General features: G+C 75.0%; 12 protein-coding genes. 5 read left to right on the top strand and 7 right to left on the bottom strand.

Annotated features, from left to right (window positions below; translation table 11 throughout):
* Positions 1–1,818: 1,818 nt before the first annotated feature.
* Complete coding sequence (locus ABT345_RS21000) at positions 1,819–2,301, top strand: DUF456 domain-containing protein (protein ID WP_345085730.1); 483 nt, start codon at positions 1,819–1,821, stop codon at positions 2,299–2,301.
* A 10-nt stretch (positions 2,302–2,311) separates the two neighbouring features.
* Here ABT345_RS21000 and ABT345_RS20995 read toward each other — a convergent pair whose 3' ends face one another.
* A complete protein-coding gene (locus tag ABT345_RS20995; RefSeq protein ID WP_345085728.1) occupies positions 2,312–3,775 on the bottom strand; it encodes a DNA-3-methyladenine glycosylase 2 family protein in 1,464 nt (487 codons plus the stop codon).
* Positions 3,776–3,885: 110 nt separating this feature from the next.
* A complete protein-coding gene (locus tag ABT345_RS20990; RefSeq protein WP_345085726.1) occupies positions 3,886–5,448 on the bottom strand; it encodes an MFS transporter in 1,563 nt (520 codons plus the stop codon).
* A gap of 110 nt (positions 5,449–5,558) precedes the next feature.
* Here ABT345_RS20990 and ABT345_RS20985 point away from each other — a divergent pair, with 110 nt between their 5' ends.
* The 4 genes from ABT345_RS20985 to ABT345_RS20970 all read left to right on the top strand — a co-directional run bounded on the left by ABT345_RS20985 (position 5,559) and on the right by ABT345_RS20970 (position 9,756).
* On the top strand, positions 5,559–6,029 hold the full coding sequence (locus ABT345_RS20985) for a winged helix-turn-helix transcriptional regulator (RefSeq protein WP_345085724.1): 471 nt from the start codon (positions 5,559–5,561) through the stop codon (positions 6,027–6,029).
* A 196-nt stretch (positions 6,030–6,225) separates the two neighbouring features.
* Complete coding sequence (locus ABT345_RS20980; protein WP_345085722.1) at positions 6,226–7,611, top strand: MFS transporter; 1,386 nt, start codon at positions 6,226–6,228, stop codon at positions 7,609–7,611.
* Between the two features lie 34 nt (positions 7,612–7,645).
* A complete protein-coding gene (locus ABT345_RS20975) occupies positions 7,646–8,758 on the top strand; it encodes an NAD/NADP-dependent octopine/nopaline dehydrogenase family protein (protein ID WP_345085720.1) in 1,113 nt (370 codons plus the stop codon).
* Positions 8,755–9,756, top strand: a complete 1,002-nt coding sequence (locus ABT345_RS20970; protein ID WP_345085718.1) for a 3-hydroxyacyl-CoA dehydrogenase NAD-binding domain-containing protein — start codon at positions 8,755–8,757, stop codon at positions 9,754–9,756. Before ABT345_RS20975 ends, ABT345_RS20970 begins: the two co-directional genes overlap by 4 nt.
* A gap of 57 nt (positions 9,757–9,813) precedes the next feature.
* Here the strand turns inward: ABT345_RS20970 and ABT345_RS20965 are convergent, their stop codons facing one another.
* The 5 genes from ABT345_RS20965 to rsgA form a co-directional block, all read right to left on the bottom strand.
* Positions 9,814–10,575 carry an SDR family NAD(P)-dependent oxidoreductase gene (locus ABT345_RS20965; protein WP_345085716.1) on the bottom strand — a complete coding sequence of 254 codons (762 nt, stop codon included), beginning with the start codon at positions 10,573–10,575 and terminating at the stop codon, positions 9,814–9,816.
* Positions 10,572–10,934: a hypothetical protein gene (locus ABT345_RS20960; RefSeq protein ID WP_345085714.1), complete on the bottom strand. Its 363-nt coding sequence runs from the start codon at positions 10,932–10,934 to the stop codon at positions 10,572–10,574. Before ABT345_RS20960 ends, ABT345_RS20965 begins: the two co-directional genes overlap by 4 nt.
* Before the next feature lie 52 nt (positions 10,935–10,986).
* Positions 10,987–12,153, bottom strand: a complete 1,167-nt coding sequence (locus ABT345_RS20955) for an acyl-CoA dehydrogenase family protein (protein WP_345085712.1) — start codon at positions 12,151–12,153, stop codon at positions 10,987–10,989.
* A 54-nt stretch (positions 12,154–12,207) separates the two neighbouring features.
* A complete protein-coding gene (locus ABT345_RS20950; RefSeq protein WP_345085710.1) occupies positions 12,208–13,233 on the bottom strand; it encodes an SDR family NAD(P)-dependent oxidoreductase in 1,026 nt (341 codons plus the stop codon).
* 261 nt (positions 13,234–13,494) lie between these two features.
* Positions 13,495–14,712, bottom strand: coding sequence for a ribosome small subunit-dependent GTPase A (gene rsgA / locus ABT345_RS20945; RefSeq protein WP_345085708.1), 1,218 nt, complete (start codon positions 14,710–14,712; stop codon positions 13,495–13,497).
* Positions 14,713–14,837: the final 125 nt, after the last annotated feature.

Below are 14,837 nucleotides of genomic sequence, written 5' to 3'. Positions count from 1 at the left end.
CCGCGGCTCGCCTCCCCGATACGTCCCCGGTGTCCGGCTGCGCCTCGGCTTGCGGCGCGGGCTCCGGGGGTGCCTCGGCTTGCGGCGCGGGCTCCGGGGGCGTCGTCTCCGGGCGGGCCGGAGCGATGGGGGACGGTTCGCCGGGTGACGGTTCCGCCGGGGCCTCGGCCCGGTCCGTCGGTGGCCGCTCGTCGGGGAGCGGCTGCGGTGCGGGCGGCGTGCGTACGCCCGCGCAGGGCCGGGCGGACGGCAGTTCTTCCGGGGGCAGCAACCCGGGCGGCAGCGTCCCGGAGCGGAACGGCCACGGCGGCGCATCGGCGGCGGACCGGCCGGCCGGCAGCTCCTCCGGTGGCAGCAGCCCGGGCGGGAGCAGCCCAATGGTGGGCAGCGGGGCCGGGCGGGGTGCGTCGCCCGTCGGCGCCGGTCCGTCGGCGGAGGGCGGCACCGTCCCGGCGGGCGAGGGCGCGGACCGTACGTCGGCGGTTGGCGTCCCGGGCTCCGCGGCGTCGGCGTCCTCCGCCGGGCGCGGGCGCTCCGTGGCCGGGCCCGCCGCGGTCGACCGCGGCTCCCCCGGGGCCTCGTCCCGCGACCGCGGCCCGGCCGGGGGCGGAGGCACCGGGGCCGAGGGCGACGGAACCGTAGCGGTCGGGCCCCCGGCCGCGGCGGGCAGCTCCGGGCCTGCCGCGGAGGAATCCCGGGACTGCACGGGCACGTCCGGGGACGTCACGGAGGAATTCCGGGGCTGCACAGGCGCGTCCGGAGACACCGCGGAGGAATTCCGGGGCTGCACAGGCGCGTCCGGAGACACCGCGGAGGGCTCCGGTGACACCGCGGCGGTGCCCGGGGACGCCCCAGCGGAATCCGGTGATGCCACGGCCGGCCCCGGAACCGACGCCGCCCCGGAAGAAGCCGGAGCCGAGGCAGAAGCCGCCGCACCCGAAGCCGAGGTGGCAGCGCCCGAGGCCGAGCCGACCGGAGCCGAAGCGGATGCCACCGAAACGGATGCCACCGGAGCCGCTGCGCCCGGACCCGGAGCCGAGGCGGTGGCGCCGGAAGCCGAGGTTGCCGGAACCGGGCTGACCGGAGCCGAGTCGGAAGCCGCCGCACCCGGAGCCGATGCGGTGACTCCCGCGGCCGAGGTGGCCGGAGCGGAGGTGACCGGAGCCGAGGCAGGCACCGAGGCAGACCGGGCCGGCCCCGTAGCCGCTCCGGCCGCAGCCGCAGCCGACAGCCGGAGCGCCTCGGCCGGAACCGGCGCACCGGCGCCCGATGCTGTCGGCCCGCCAGGTACGGGGACCGCACCCGGGCCGGTCGCGGCCCCCGGTGGTGTGTTCAGCGCGCGGAGGGCCGATGCGACCCGTTCGTCCAGGGTGTCGGTGGCTCCGGACGGGCCGGTGTCGCTCGGTGCGTACGGGGCCGGGCCCGGGGTGCCGGGGGCGTGGCCCGGATGGTCCCGGTCCGGACGGATGTCGCCGTAAAGCTGCCGCCACCAGTCGTCCTCCGGCCCGCGGCATGGTGCGCCCTGCTGGTTCATGCGCCGTATTGTCCACGCGCCGGCGGCGGGGAAACAGGGCGCGAAGAAGTGTTCGCCCGGACGTTCCGCCGGACGGCCCACCGGCCGCCGGACCGCGCGGCCGGGCGCCGGTGCGGGCCGGGCGGGCGCGTACCACGCGGGCCGGGGCCCGGCGTCCCGGTGGGACCGGTCCGGGGAGCGCGTTCGGGTCACGTCCGGCAGGCTTGGGCCATGAGCGTGCGCAGCGTGCCGGACCGGGGGTGTGCCGTGGCGGGAGCGGTGGGCCGGCCCGGCGGGGACGCCCGATGAGCGGGTGGCAGCTGTTCGCCGTCGGGCTGGTGCTGCTGCTCGGGCTGCTCGGGGTGCTGGTGCCCGGCGTGCCCGGGACGCCCATCGTCTGGGCGGGGGTGCTGTGGTGGGCGATGGCGGAGCAGACGTCGGTGGCGTGGACGGTGCTGATCGCCGCCACCGCGCTGCTCCTGCTCCAGCAGGCGGTGAAGTTTCTGCTGCCGACGCGCAATCTGCGGGCCGCGGGGACCCCGTACCGCGTGCTGTTCCTCTCCGGCGCCGCCGGGATCGCCGGGTTCTTCGTGATTCCCGTGATCGGCGCGCCGCTCTGCGCCCTCGGCGCGCACTACCTGCTGGAGCGGGCCCGGCTCGGCAGCCACGGCGACGCCTGGGCCGCCACCCGTACGGCGATGCGGGCCGTCGGGCTGAGCGTGCTGGTGGAGCTGTTCGCCTGTCTGCTGGTGGTGGGCGCGTGGGCGGGCGCGGTGCTCGCCGGGTGAGGCGGGGCGTTCACCCGGTGGCGAGCGCCGGCAGGGCGAACTCTCCGGGCGGGACGCGGCCCGCGTTCCACAGGTGGTGCAGGGCGTAGGCGCGCCACGGGCGCCATGCCTCGGGCGCGCCGTCCGGGCCGGCGTCCGGGTCGCCGAGGGCCCGCATCCTCAGGTGGCCGACGGCCCGTGCGCCGATACCGGGCAGCGCCCGCAGGACCCGTTCGGCCTCGGCGCGGTCGGCGCCCGCGCCGAGGTCGAGCGTGCCGTCGGCGAGCGCCGTGCAAAGGGCGCGTACCGGCTCCGGGACCTCGGCGGACAGGAGGGCGCCGGGGGCCGGGAAGACATGGGTGAGGCCGCCGTCGGCGGCGTCCAGCGGCTTGCCGTGGGCGGCGACCAGCGCCGCGGCGCGCTCCGGGGGCCCGCCGAGCACGGCCTTGACGGCCAGCTCCTCGGGGTCGGCCGCGCCCGGTGACCGCAGGCCCGGGCAGGCGGCGACGAGCGGGCCCAGCAGCGGGTCGCCGCCCAGCCGCTCGGCGACGGCGTACGGGTCGGCGTCCAGGTCGAAGAGGCGCCGCAGCCGCTGCACGGCGGTGGCCAGATCGCGCGGGTCGGTCAGCCGCAGCCGGCACTCCAGCCAGCCGCCGCCCTCCGGGACCCGCTCCCCCGCGCGCGGCCGTCGCCGGGCCGCGCCGCCGGTGGCCTCGTCGACCTCGGCGATGGCGGTGCCGTAGCTGAGCCGCAGGGTGCGCCGGTACGTACGGCGCCCGCGCGGGCCGACCGTCTCCTCCACCCCGGGGACGGCTTCGGCCGCGAGGAAGTCGAAGAGTTCGGCGGCGGCGTACGGGCCGCGGTGGGCCAGGCGCAGCGGTATGCCGTGGGGCGCGGGGCCGTCCGCCGCGCGCCGGGTGCCGGTGCGGGCCGGACCGCGCAGCGCGGCGGCGCGCAGCTCGCGCGGGGTGCCGGCGTAGATCTCCCGCATCGTGTCGTTGAACTGCCGGATGCTGGCGAACCCGGCGGCGAACGCCAGCTCCGTGACGGGCAGCTCGGTGGTCTGGAGCAGCACCCGCGCGGTGTGCGCGCGGCGCGCCCGGGCCAGCGCCACGGGGCCTGCGCCCAGCTCGGCGGTGAGCTGCCGCTGGACCTGGCGGGTGCTGTAGCCGAGGCGGCGGGCGAGCCCGGCGACGCCTTCCCGGTCGACGACGCCGTCGCCGATGAACCGCATGGCCCGGCCGACGAGGTCGGCGCGGACGTTCCACTCCGCGGAGCCCGGCACGGCGTCCGGGCGGCAGCGGCGGCAGGCGCGGAAGCCGCCCGCCTGCGCGGCGGCGGCCGACGGGAAGAACCGGACGTTGGCGCGTTTCGGGGTGACCGCGGGACAGCTCGGACGGCAGTAGATGCCGGTCGTCGTGACGGCGAAGAAGAACTCCCCGTCGAACCGTGCGTCCCGGCTCGACACCGCCTCGTACCTGGTCTCGTCATCCATCACGTCTCCCAGTGTGCGCCGCCGCCGGGCCCCGGACCGGCGGAAATCGGACGTGGGGGTGGGGCGCCGTGGGCGTGCGGGAGCGCGGAAGCGGCAGCCGGCCTCCGGGCTCAGCAGCGCTCCGCGGGAGCCGGCACCGCCCGGCGCGACGGCTCGTCCCGTCCGGCCCCGCGCCGGCGGCCCGCCGGCCGCAGCCACACCGCGACCACCGCCCCCAGCAGCACCAGGACGCCGGCGGCGATGCCGGTGGCCGCCGAGAAGCCCGCGTCGAAGGCGTCCCGGGCACCGCGCAGCAGCGCCGCGCCGGTCCGGCCGCCGAGGTGCGCCGCGATCTTCGAGGCGGCGCCGAGCGAGGTGCGCGCCGCGTCCCGCTGCGCTTCGGTGGCGCCCGGCACGGGCCCGAAGTCCGAGCGGTAGACCAGCGTCAGCACGGTGCCCAGCGAGGCGAGTCCCAGGCCGGCGCCGAGCGAGAAGGAGGTCTCCTGGATCGCCCCCGCCGCGCCGGCCCGTTCCGGCCCTGCGGCGCCGAGGACGGCGTCCGAGCCCAGCGTCATGACCACGCCCGAGCCGAGGCCCGCGGCGACGAGCGCCCCGATGTTGCCCGCCGATCCCAGGACGCTGAACGCCGCCAGCGCCGCCGCCATCAGCAGCAGTCCACCGGCCAGGCCCCGGTGGCGGCCCAGCCGCCCGCTCAGCCGCGGCGCCGACGCGGCGCCCACCGCGTTGGCCACCGCCAGCGGCACCAGCGCCAGCCCGGCCCGCAACGGGGCCTGCCCGTCCACCAGTTGGAGCCGCTGGGTGAGCAGGAAGAGCAGGGCGGCGTACGCGCCGTAGCACGCCATGATGCACAGCGCGGCGAGGGAGAACCGCCGGTCGGCGAAGTGCGAGAGATCCAGCAGCGGTTCGGCGATGCGCCGCTGCCGCACCACGAACCCGGCCAGCAGCGCGAGCCCGGCGGCCGCCGCGCCCCAGGTGAGGGGCCCGCCGCCGGTCGCCCCCGTCTGCTGGAAGGCATAGACCACGCCGACCAGTCCCACGGCGGACATCGCGGCGCCCGCCGCGTCCCAGCGGTGCGGCCGGGGGTCTCTCGACTCCGGTACCAGCATCCCGCCGGCCACCAGTGCGGCGGCCACGACCGGCACGTTGACCAGGAAGACCGAGCCCCACCAGAAGTGCTCGATCAGCAGCCCGCCCAGCAGCGGCCCCGTCGCGACGCCGACGCTGTTGGCGGCGGTCCACAGGCCCACGGCGAGGGTGCGCTCCCGGTCGTCGGGGAAGAGGGCGCGGATCAGGGCCGGCGTGCTCGCCATGATCATCGCGCCGCCGATGCCCAGCACCGACCGCGCCACGATCAGCTGGAGCGGCGTGGCGGCGAACGCGGCGCCCGCCGAGGCCAGTCCGAACACCGCGAAGCCCGCCATCAGCATGCGCTTTCGGCCCCAGCGGTCGCCGAGCGTGCCGCAGGTGATGAGCCCGGCGGCGACGGCCAGCGCCTCGCTGTCGACGATCCACAGCAGTTCGGCCCCGCTCGGCAGCAGCTGCCCGCTGAGGGTCGGCACCGCCACGTGCAGCACGGTCAGGTCCATCCCGACCATCAGCAGGCTGACGCACAGCACCGCCAGCGAAGCCCAACGGCGGGGCGTCCCGCGACCACAGTCCCTGGAAATGAGCACCGGACCACTGTCCGGGCCGCCCGCGACCTGCACAAGTACGGTCTTTTCTGTGCCGTGGTACCACTCAGGACCCGTGGTTCCCCTCCGTATACCTGCCTAGGGTGCTGATCATGAGACGGGTACGGGAGCGCGTGGACGAGATGGCCGAGTACTGCAACACCGAGGTCGTGCTCTCGGTCGTCGGCGGCAAGTGGAAACTGCTGATCCTGCGCTATCTGACCCAACGCACCCACCGTTTCGGCGAGTTGCGGCAGGCGATGCCCGGCATCACCCAGCGCATGCTCACCCGCCAGCTGCGCGAGCTGGAGGACGACGCGCTGATCAGCCGCACCGTCTATCCCGAGGTCCCCCCGAGGGTCGAGTACCGCCTCACCGAGGCCGGCCGCAGCCTCGAACCGCTCATCGAGCAGTTCGACCGGTGGGGACAGTGGTACCGCGGCCACCTCAAGGACCTCGCCGGCCGGGAATCCACCGACGACGGCCGTCCGTCCCGCCCCGAATCCTGCGGATCGCCTTCCGCGCCGGGCCCGGTCCGTCCGGGCCCGGCGCGGAAGGCGGCCCATTGCGACACAAACAAATGATTACCGGCCATTCGCTTCCACCGGCCGGGCATCCGCCGCGGACACGGAGTCCCTGACGTGGGTACGGGAAATCCCCGGTACGGCATCGGAATTCCGTCAGCGGACGGGCGCGTGGACCACGGATACGGTGTGGCCCTCGCTCTTTCCGGGCTCCACCGAATTCCGGGCACCACCGTCCCCCGATGAGGCGCCGTTCATGACCGAGCAACTGATCCCAGAGACCTCCGGGTCCACGCGGCAGCGGACCTACGTCGTGGCCATCTGTACGACCGCGTACGTACTGTCCTTCATAGACCGCCAGGCGCTGTCGTTGATGATCGAGCCCATAAAGCGCGACCTCAGCCTGACGGACACCCAGTTCAGCCTGTTGAGCGGGCTCGCCTTCTCCCTTCTGTACGCGGTGATGGGGCTGCCCATCGCCGCGCTGGCGGACCGCCGCTCCCGCCCCGTGATCATCTCCGTCGGCATCGCGCTGTGGAGCCTGGCCACCACGCTCTCCGGCCTCAGCAAGAGCTTTGCGCACATGTTCCTCGCCCGGGTGGGCGTCGGCATCGGGGAGGCCGCGCTGACGCCGGCCGCCTACTCGATGTTCAGCGACATGTTCCCCAAGAGCAGGCTGGGCCGCGCCCTCGGCGTCTACGCGCTCGGCTCGTTCATCGGGGGCAGCGCCGCCTTCTTCATCGGCGGCTACGTCATCGGCCTGGTCAAGGACGTCGACGCGCTGTCCCTGCCGCTGGTCGGTGACGTCCACGCCTGGCAGCTGACCTTCTTCATCCTCGGCCTGCCCGGTCTGCTGCTCGCGCTGCTGTTCTTCCTGACCGTCCGCGATCCGGCCCGGCACGGACTGGCCCGGGACGCCTCGGGAGCCATAAGGAAGGGGGCGATGCGCGAGGTGTTCGCCTTCCTCCGCAGCCACACGAGGACGTTCGCCTGCCATGTCGCGGGCTTCTCCCTCTACGGGATGGTGCTCCTCGGCCTCATGTCGTGGGCGCCGGCCTTCTACATGCGCACGTTCGGGATGAGCCCGACCCAGGTCGGGTACGCGCTGGGCGCCGTCGTGCTGGTGGCCAACGGCGCCGGTGTGCTCTTCGGCGGCTGGCTCGTCGACCGGCTCACCCACCGCGGCCACACCGACGGGGCGATGCGCGCCGGGGTGATCGGAGCCGTCGGCATGATGCTGCCGGTCATCCTCTTCCCGCACGTCAGGCCGGTGTGGCTGTCGCTGGCGCTGCTCGCGGTCACCATGTTCTTCGGCTCGTTCGCGATGCCCGCGTCGACCGCCGCCATGCAGGTGCTCAGCCCGAACCAGATGCGCGCCCAGGTGTCGGCGCTGTTCCTGCTGGTGTTGAGTCTGAGTGCGGTGGGCGTCGGCACCACGCTGGTCGCCCTGGTCACGGACGGACTCCTCGGCTCGGAGGCGCGCATCGGTACGTCCCTGTCGCTCGTGTACGGGATCGCCGGCGTCCTCGGCACCGGCCTGCTGTGGCTCGGCTGTGCGCCCTTCCGCGACAGCATGGCCCGCGAGGAGCGGTTGACCGGACGGGACGTGCAGGCCGCGGCGCCGGACGGCGCGGTCGGCTGAGACGGTCCGCCAACGGAAGGGAACGGCACCCCATATGGACCTCACCATCCTCGGCGGCGGGCACGGCGCCTTCGCCGCGGCGGCCGCGCTCGCGGAGAGCGGCCACACGGTGCGCTGGTGGCGGCGGGACACAGCGGCGCTCGCCGCCCTGGGCGCGCGGGGCGCCCTCGGGATCCGGGACCACCGGGGCCTGCGGCAGGTGCCGGTGGGCCGGGCGGCCCGGGCCGGGGCGATCCGGCCCGTGGCGGACCTCGCCGAGGCGGTGCGCGGCGCCCGGCTCGTGGTCGTCCCGCTGCCGGCGACCGCGCACGCGGACCTCGCGCCCCATCTGGCGCCGCTGCTCGGCGACGGGCAGGTGGTCCTGCTGCCGCCCGGCACCTTCGGCACGGTGCTGTTCGCGAGGGCGGTGGCCGATGCGGGGAGCGGCGCGGAGGTCGCCTTCGCCGAGACCGGCACGCTGCCCTACCTCGCCCGCACGCACGGTCCGCACGAGGTGGCGGTCAGCGCGTACGCCACCCGGCTGCCCACCGGCGTCCTCCCCGCCCGGTCGGCCGACGCCGCGTTCCGGGTGCTGCGCGCGGCGTACCCGGCCGTCGAACCGGTCGAGGACTGCCTCAGCGGCGCGCTCATGAACGCGGGGCCGGTGATCCATCCCCCGCTGATCCTCATGAACGCCGGCCCGCTGGAGCACGGCGGTTCCTGGGACATCCACCACGAAGGCACCCAGCCGTCCGTCCGGCGGGTGACCGACGCCCTGGACGCCGAACGGATCGCGGTCCGCGAGGCGTTGGCCTACCGCGCCCCGCACTTCCCGCTCGCCGACCACTACGCGACGACGGGTGAGGAGTGGATGTACGGGCGCGCGGCCCACGAAAGGCTCACCGGCAGCGGCGACTGGCGGGAGCCCATCGATCTGCTCCACCACCGCTACCTGCAGGAGGACACCCGGCTGGGCCTGTCGTTCCTGGTGTCCGTGGGCAGATGGGCCGGGTGCCGCACGCCGGTCGCGCAGGGCCTGCTGAGCATCGCCTCGGCCGTCACCGGCACCGATCTGTACGCCCGGGGGCGCACGCTGGAGTCACTGGATCTCGCCGGTCTGACCCGCCCCGCACTCAAGAAGCTGCTGTACGAAGGGTTCTCACTGTGACGGAATCGGAGCACCTCCGCGTGGTCATCGTCGGCGCGGGCCGGATGGGCCAGGGCATCGCCCTCGCCTTCCTGGCCGCGGGACGGGACGTGACCCTGGCGGACGTCAAGGAGACGGACGAGGACCGGACCGGCTATCAGCGGGCGGCCGAGCGCACGGTTCTGGACCGTCTGGCCGAGCGTCGCGCACCCGTTCCCGGGCGGGCGCCACGGCTCACCGTGTGCGGCCGGGCAACGGCCGCGGCCCACCTCGCCCGGGCGGACGTGGTGTTCGAGGCGGTTCCCGAGGTCCTGGAGATCAAACGGTCCGTGCTGTCCTGGGTGGACGCCGCCGCGGCGGATCGGGCGGTCATCGCGTCCACCACGTCGACGTTCCTCGTCACGGACCTCGCCGAGCTGGTCGGCGACGGGAGCCGGGTGGTGAACGCCCACTGGCTCAACCCCGCCGAACTCATGCCGCTGGTCGAGATCAGCCGCAGCGAGCGCACCGACCCCGGCCAGGTGAGCCGGCTGACCGGGCTGCTGACGGAGATCGGAAAGGTCCCGGTCGTCTGCGGTCCGACGGCCGGCTACATCGTCCCCCGGCTCCAGGTCCTCGTAATGAACGAGGCGGCGCGGATGGTCGAGGAAGGGGTCGCGAGCGCCGCCGACATCGACCGGGCCGTCCGCGCCGGATTCGGCCCGCGCTTCTCGGTGCTGGGCCCGCTCGAATTCATCGACTGGGGCGGCGGCGACACCCTGTACTACGCGTCGCGCTACCTCGCCGCCGAGCTGGGCGACCGCTTCCGCGCGCCCGCGGTGGTCGAGGAGAACATGGCGGACCGGCGCCGGGGGCTTCAGGACGGTGCCGGCTTCTACCGCTACGCGCCCGAGGACGTCCCCGCGTACCGGGCGGGCCGGGAGCGCGAGTTCGAGGAACTGCTGCGCCTCCGGGAGTCCGCGCTCCGCGCCGGTGCTCCCTTCCCGGAGCGGCCCGCCGCGCCTCCGGACCACGGCTGAGGCGGCACCCGGGTCGTCGGGTGCCGCCGCTCCGGGCGCGCCCGGGCCGCCGGCCGGTTACCTCATGTAGAGGCCGCCGTTGGCGTCCCAGCAGGCGCCCGTGACCGTGTCCGCGTGCGCCGAGGACAGCAGGACGGCCATGTCCGCGATGAACTCCGGACGCCCCAGCCGCCCGACCGGAATCATGGCCTCGGTCTGCGCCAGCTTCTCCGGGGCGACGATGCGCCGTACGACGGGCAGATCCTGCGGTCCGGGTGAGATGGCGTTGACCGTCACCCCCCGGTGCGCCAGATCGCGGGCGAAGACCTTGGTGAGCGTCGCGACGCCGCCCTTCGCCGCGGCGTAGTGCGCCCCGGTGGCCGTGCCGCCGTTCTGCCCCGCGAGGGAGGCGATGTTGACGATGCGTCCGTAGCCGCGCTCGGCGAAGTACTGCCCGAACACCTGGCAGCCGTAGAACGTGCCGTTGAGGTTGGTGTCGACCACCCCGGAGAAGCTCTCCGGGGTGATGTCCATCAGCGCCTCGACCTTGGAGTGGCCCGCGTTGTTCACCAGGACGTGGACGGCGCCCCACCGTTCGGTCAGCCGGTCGCGCACGGCTGCGAAGGCGTCCTTCTCGCGTACGTCGAGGGCCAGTCCGACGGCGCTCTCGCCGGTGGGGTCCAGCTCGCGCGCCGCGTCCGCGGCGGCTTCGGCGTCCAGGTCGGTCAGGGCCACCCGGAGGCCCCGCTCGTGCAGCCGCCCGGCGATGCAGCGGCCGAGTCCGCCCGCCGCGCCCGTGACCAGCGCCGTCTGCCGGACGTCGGCCGCCTCGGGGCTCATCGCGTCACGTCCGGCAGCGGACGGCCGATGCGGGCCTCGATCTTCATGTAGCGCCACAGCCCGTACTCACCGACCTGGACGGCGCGGAAGAGGTTGCAGGCGTCGGCGACCGTCCGCTGGTCCGCGACGTCCGCGAGGACGTAGCAGGTCCACGGCCAGGAGTCGGACGGGCCGACCATGTGCTGGTCGTCGTCCATCGTGCCGAGCACCTCGACCCCCGGCAGGGCGTGCAGCTGCTCGAGCATGGTCACGGTGCCGTCCCAGACGGTCTTGTGCTGCCCGGTCGGCAGGTCGAAGAAGTTCTGGTTGACGCCGATGCAGAAGAGGACGCGCAGGGGCGCGTCGGAGGTGGGGGACATGGCGGTCGTGCCTTTCCGGACGGTGGTGGGCGAAGGGCCGGGTGATGCCTGCTCAGAGATACCCGGGGAAGGGCGGGGCGTCCATCAGCACGGCCCCTGCTCCGTCGTACACGGTCTCCTGGAGGAACGCGTGCTGAGGAATCACGGAGACGTCCCGCAGACAGCGTTGCATGGGGCTGTCGTCGGCGATGGCCCGGATTCCCGCGAGGTGGTAGGCGTCCCGGACCACCTCGAACGAGGCCTTGGCGGCGTGCGCCGAGGCGAGGCGCAGCAGACTGGCCTGATGCGAGGTGGCCGGATCGCCGCGCTCGACGGTCTGCCACACCTCCTCCGTGATGTCGTGGAAGAAGGCGCGGACCGACCGCAGTTGGGCTTCGGCCCGTGCGACGGAGATGCGGTACGAGGCGCGGTCCGCGGCGACCGGGCCGCCCGTGTGGCTCGCCCGTCCGCCCTCCGAGATCACCTGGTCGAGGGCGGCGCGGGCCACTCCGAGGGCCACCGCCGCCAGCACCTGCGCGGCGTAGGGCACGGTCGGGTAGCGGTAGAGCGGATCGTCGAGGGTGGGCGGGGCGCCGCGGACGAACGTCCATCGCTCGGGGACCACGGCGCCGTCGACGACGAGGTCGTGGCTGCCGGTGCCGCGTAAGCCGATGACCTGCCAGTTCTCGGCGATCTCGACCTGCTCGGGCCGCAGCAGCGCGGTGCGCGGACGGCCCGCCCGGTCCTGCCCGGCCGTGATCCCCACGCCCAGCACATCCGCGCCCAGGCAGCCGCTGGCGAACTTCCAGCGTCCGGCCAGGCGGTAGCCGCCGGCGACGTGCTCGGCCGGCTGGACGGGGTACAGGCCGGCGGCGAAGACGACATCGGGGCCGTTCGCGTACAGCTCGGCCTGGGTGTCCGGCGGCAGCGCGGCGAGATACATCAGGGACGACCCGAAGCTCGCCACCCATCCGGCGGAGGCGTCGACGGCGGATATCCGCTCGACGATCTTGAGGAACCGGCCGGGCGGAAGCGGTTCGCCGCCGAACTGCCGCGGGGTGGCGGCGCGGTAGATCCCGGCCTCCTTGAAGACGGCGATCACGTCGCGGGGCACCTGCCGCCGCTCCTCGCATTCCGCGCGCCGCCGCGCCACCACGTCCAGGACGCGGGCCAGCGCCGCGTCGCTCGCCTTCTCCGCCGGAGCAGCAGCTGACGGAAGCTCATCTCTCGTGTGCGTCATGACATGACCTCTGCCCATGACCGGACCGCTTCCGCACCTCGCCTCCGCCACGTGTCAGGTCATGCGCTCCGGCGACGGTGCCGTTCCCCTGCCGAGGTCGGGCCGCGGTGCGGTGGCGGCGCCGGGCGGAAGGGCGCCCGGGTCGACGCCGGTCAGGTCACGGCTGGCGTCCCACAGGCGCGCCGCCACGGAGGCGTCGGCGAGGTGGCTCCACACCCGTTCGCGCCGGGGCCTGCCGCGCAGGCCGAAGACGCGCGGCCCCCAGAGCTGTCCGCCGCGCACGGTGGGGTCCAGCACGGCGCGGACCGCGGGCCACGCACCGGCCTCCTTGCCCTGGACGAGGAGGGCGGCCGGTGCACCGCGGAGCCGCGCGCCGGCGGTCCGCGCATGGACGGGCGGCCGCGGCGGGGTCAGGGAGTCCAGCGCGCCGCCGGGATGGACCACTACGCTCGCCACCGTGCTGCCGGCGGCGCGCAGCCGGCGGTCGAGTTCGAGGCCGAAGTACATCTGCGCCAGCTTGGAGCGTCCGTAGGTGCGCTTGGGCCGGTAGTCGGTCCGGGACTGAAGGTCGTCCAGATCCAGCCGCTCGGACTTGGCCGCGAAGCTGCCCGTGGTGACGATGCGGGCCGCCGGTGCGGCCGACAGCAGCGGCATCAGCCGGTGGGTCAGCGCGAAGTGCCCGAGGTGGTTCGTGCCGAACATGGCCTCGTGACCGTCCCCGGTCTCCCGGCGCGGCGGGTCGTCAAGCGCGATGCCGGCGTTGTGGACCACCGCGTCGAGGCGTGCCACCCCCAGTGCCGCCAGCTCCTCCACCGCCGCCGCGAGCGACGAGAGGCCGGCGAGGTCCAGCCGTACGGACCGCACCCGCGCGCCGGGGACACGCGAGCGGATCGAGGCCGCGGCGACGCCGGCCTTCGCAGGATTCCGGCTGCCCAGGACGACGGTGGCGCCGGTCGCGGACAGCTGCTCCGCGACGAAGTACCCGATGCCGGCGTTGCCGCCGGTGACCAGGAAGTCGCTGCCGTCGGCACGCGGCAGCCGATGGACATCCCAGGGCGGGGTGAAGGACGTGGACGACACGGCGGAGCGGCTCCCTTGCTGGTGGCGGAAGGTGTGGCTGCCCCGGGGACAGCTCGGCACCCACGGTTGCGGCGGCCCCCGACACCTCGCTGACGGATCGCCGACAGCCTCACCGGACGGCCGACATCCTGCCGACGCGGCGCCGGGCCGCCAAGGCGAGCGCCGGCCGAGGCAGGCACCGGGCCGGGGCAGCGCCAGGCCAGGGCAGGTCGATGCACAACCGCCCTGCCCGGCCCCGCCCCGCCCCTCCCGGCGCTGCCACTACCCCCGTCGGCCGGTCCCCCGCTTCCACGCCGACCTCTCGCGCCCCTCGGCCTGCTTCAGCCGCCACTCGCGGCGCATCTCCGCCCGGAGGCGGATGTCGGTCTTCGCCACGATGCGGCGGTTCTCGCGCTGCAGCTTGCGGTAGCTGTCCAGGCGGCGGGCGGGCAGCAGGCCGTCCTCGACCGCGTCGCGCACCGCGCAGTCCGGCTCCGTGCCGTGCGCGCAGTCGGGGAAGCGGCACCGCGCGGCCAGCTCCTCGACGTCCGCGAACGTCCGGCTGAGCCCGCTGCCGGCGTCGTACAGGCCGACGCCCCGCAGCCCCGGGGTGTCGATCAGGACGCCACCGGCGGGCAGCGGCAGCAGATCACGGGTCGTGGTGGTGTGCCGGCCCTTGCCGTCGCGGTCGCGGATGGTCTGCACCCGCTGCACGGGCCGGCCGGCGAGGACGTTGGCGAGGGTCGACTTGCCGGCGCCGGACCGGCCCAGCAGCACCGCGGTCCCGCCGGCGAGCGCGGCGGACAGCTCCGCCACGCCCTCCCCCGCCTCGGCGCTGACGGCCAGCACCGGCACGCCGGGCGCCGCGCCCTCGACATCCGCGACGAGCTGCGCCAGACACGCGCCGTCCGCCACGAGATCCGCCTTGGTCAGCGCCAGCAGCGGCTGCGCGCCGCTCTCCCAGGCGAGGGAGACGAACCGCTCCACGCGGTCCAGGTCGAGCGGTTCGGCGAGCGACACCGCGATCACCGCGTGATCGACGTTGGCCGCGAGGATCTGCCCGTCCGACCGCTTCGACGACGCCGACCGCACGAACGCGGTACGGCGCGGCAGCAACGCCCGGACGAGACCGTCGAGTTGCGGCCCGACCCGGCCGTTCTCCAGGTCGATGACGGCCCAGTCGCCGGTGCACGGCACCCGCAGCGGATCGCCGGTGGCCACCGGCGCGGTGTCCACGAGCACGGTCCGCACACCGGCGCCGTCCGGCACCACGGCGTCCACCCGGCCCCGGTCGACGCGGACGATGCGGCCGGGGGTGAAGCCCTGTGCGGCGTAGCGCGCGAAGCTGTCCGCGAACCCGTCGTCCCAGCCGTACGCGGCGAGCGTCGGCGAGGTGTCCGGGGCGGGCGGCCCGGCAGGGGAAGCGGAGGAGGAGGCGTCCGCGGAAGCCTCGGACGGAGTGGAGGAAGGGGAGAAGGAAGAGGAAGAGAGGGAAGACAAAGCAGGCCCTTCGCGAGGGCCACGGCTGCGCGCTCCTGCGGCCCGGGGTGCGGGCGCGGGGTGACGGCGCCTGTCGGCGGTCGTGGGTCAGCCGGTGGCCACGGAGGTGGACGGTATGAGCTTCT

The sequence above is a fragment of the Streptomyces sp. NPDC000404 genome (assembly GCF_040300365.1).
Classification (GTDB): domain Bacteria; phylum Actinomycetota; class Actinomycetes; order Streptomycetales; family Streptomycetaceae; genus Streptomyces; species Streptomyces ramulosus.
This window is presented reverse-complemented; position numbering and strand designations above follow the sequence as displayed.

Bases quoted from the DNA above. Each gene is read 5' to 3' on its own strand.
- ABT345_RS20960 (WP_345085714.1), bottom strand. From the start codon at position 10,934: ATGTCCCCCACCTCCGACGCGCCCCTGCGCGTCCTCTTCTGCATCGGC.
- ABT345_RS20985 (WP_345085724.1), top strand. From the start codon at position 5,559: ATGAGACGGGTACGGGAGCGCGTGGACGAGATGGCCGAGTACTGCAAC.
- ABT345_RS20980 (WP_345085722.1), top strand. From the start codon at position 6,226: ATGACCGAGCAACTGATCCCAGAGACCTCCGGGTCCACGCGGCAGCGG.
- ABT345_RS20995 (WP_345085728.1), bottom strand. From the start codon at position 3,775: ATGGATGACGAGACCAGGTACGAGGCGGTGTCGAGCCGGGACGCACGG.
- ABT345_RS20975 (WP_345085720.1), top strand. From the start codon at position 7,646: ATGGACCTCACCATCCTCGGCGGCGGGCACGGCGCCTTCGCCGCGGCG.
- ABT345_RS20965 (WP_345085716.1), bottom strand. From the start codon at position 10,575: ATGAGCCCCGAGGCGGCCGACGTCCGGCAGACGGCGCTGGTCACGGGC.
- ABT345_RS21000 (WP_345085730.1), top strand. From the start codon at position 1,819: ATGAGCGGGTGGCAGCTGTTCGCCGTCGGGCTGGTGCTGCTGCTCGGG.
- ABT345_RS20955 (WP_345085712.1), bottom strand. From the start codon at position 12,153: ATGACGCACACGAGAGATGAGCTTCCGTCAGCTGCTGCTCCGGCGGAG.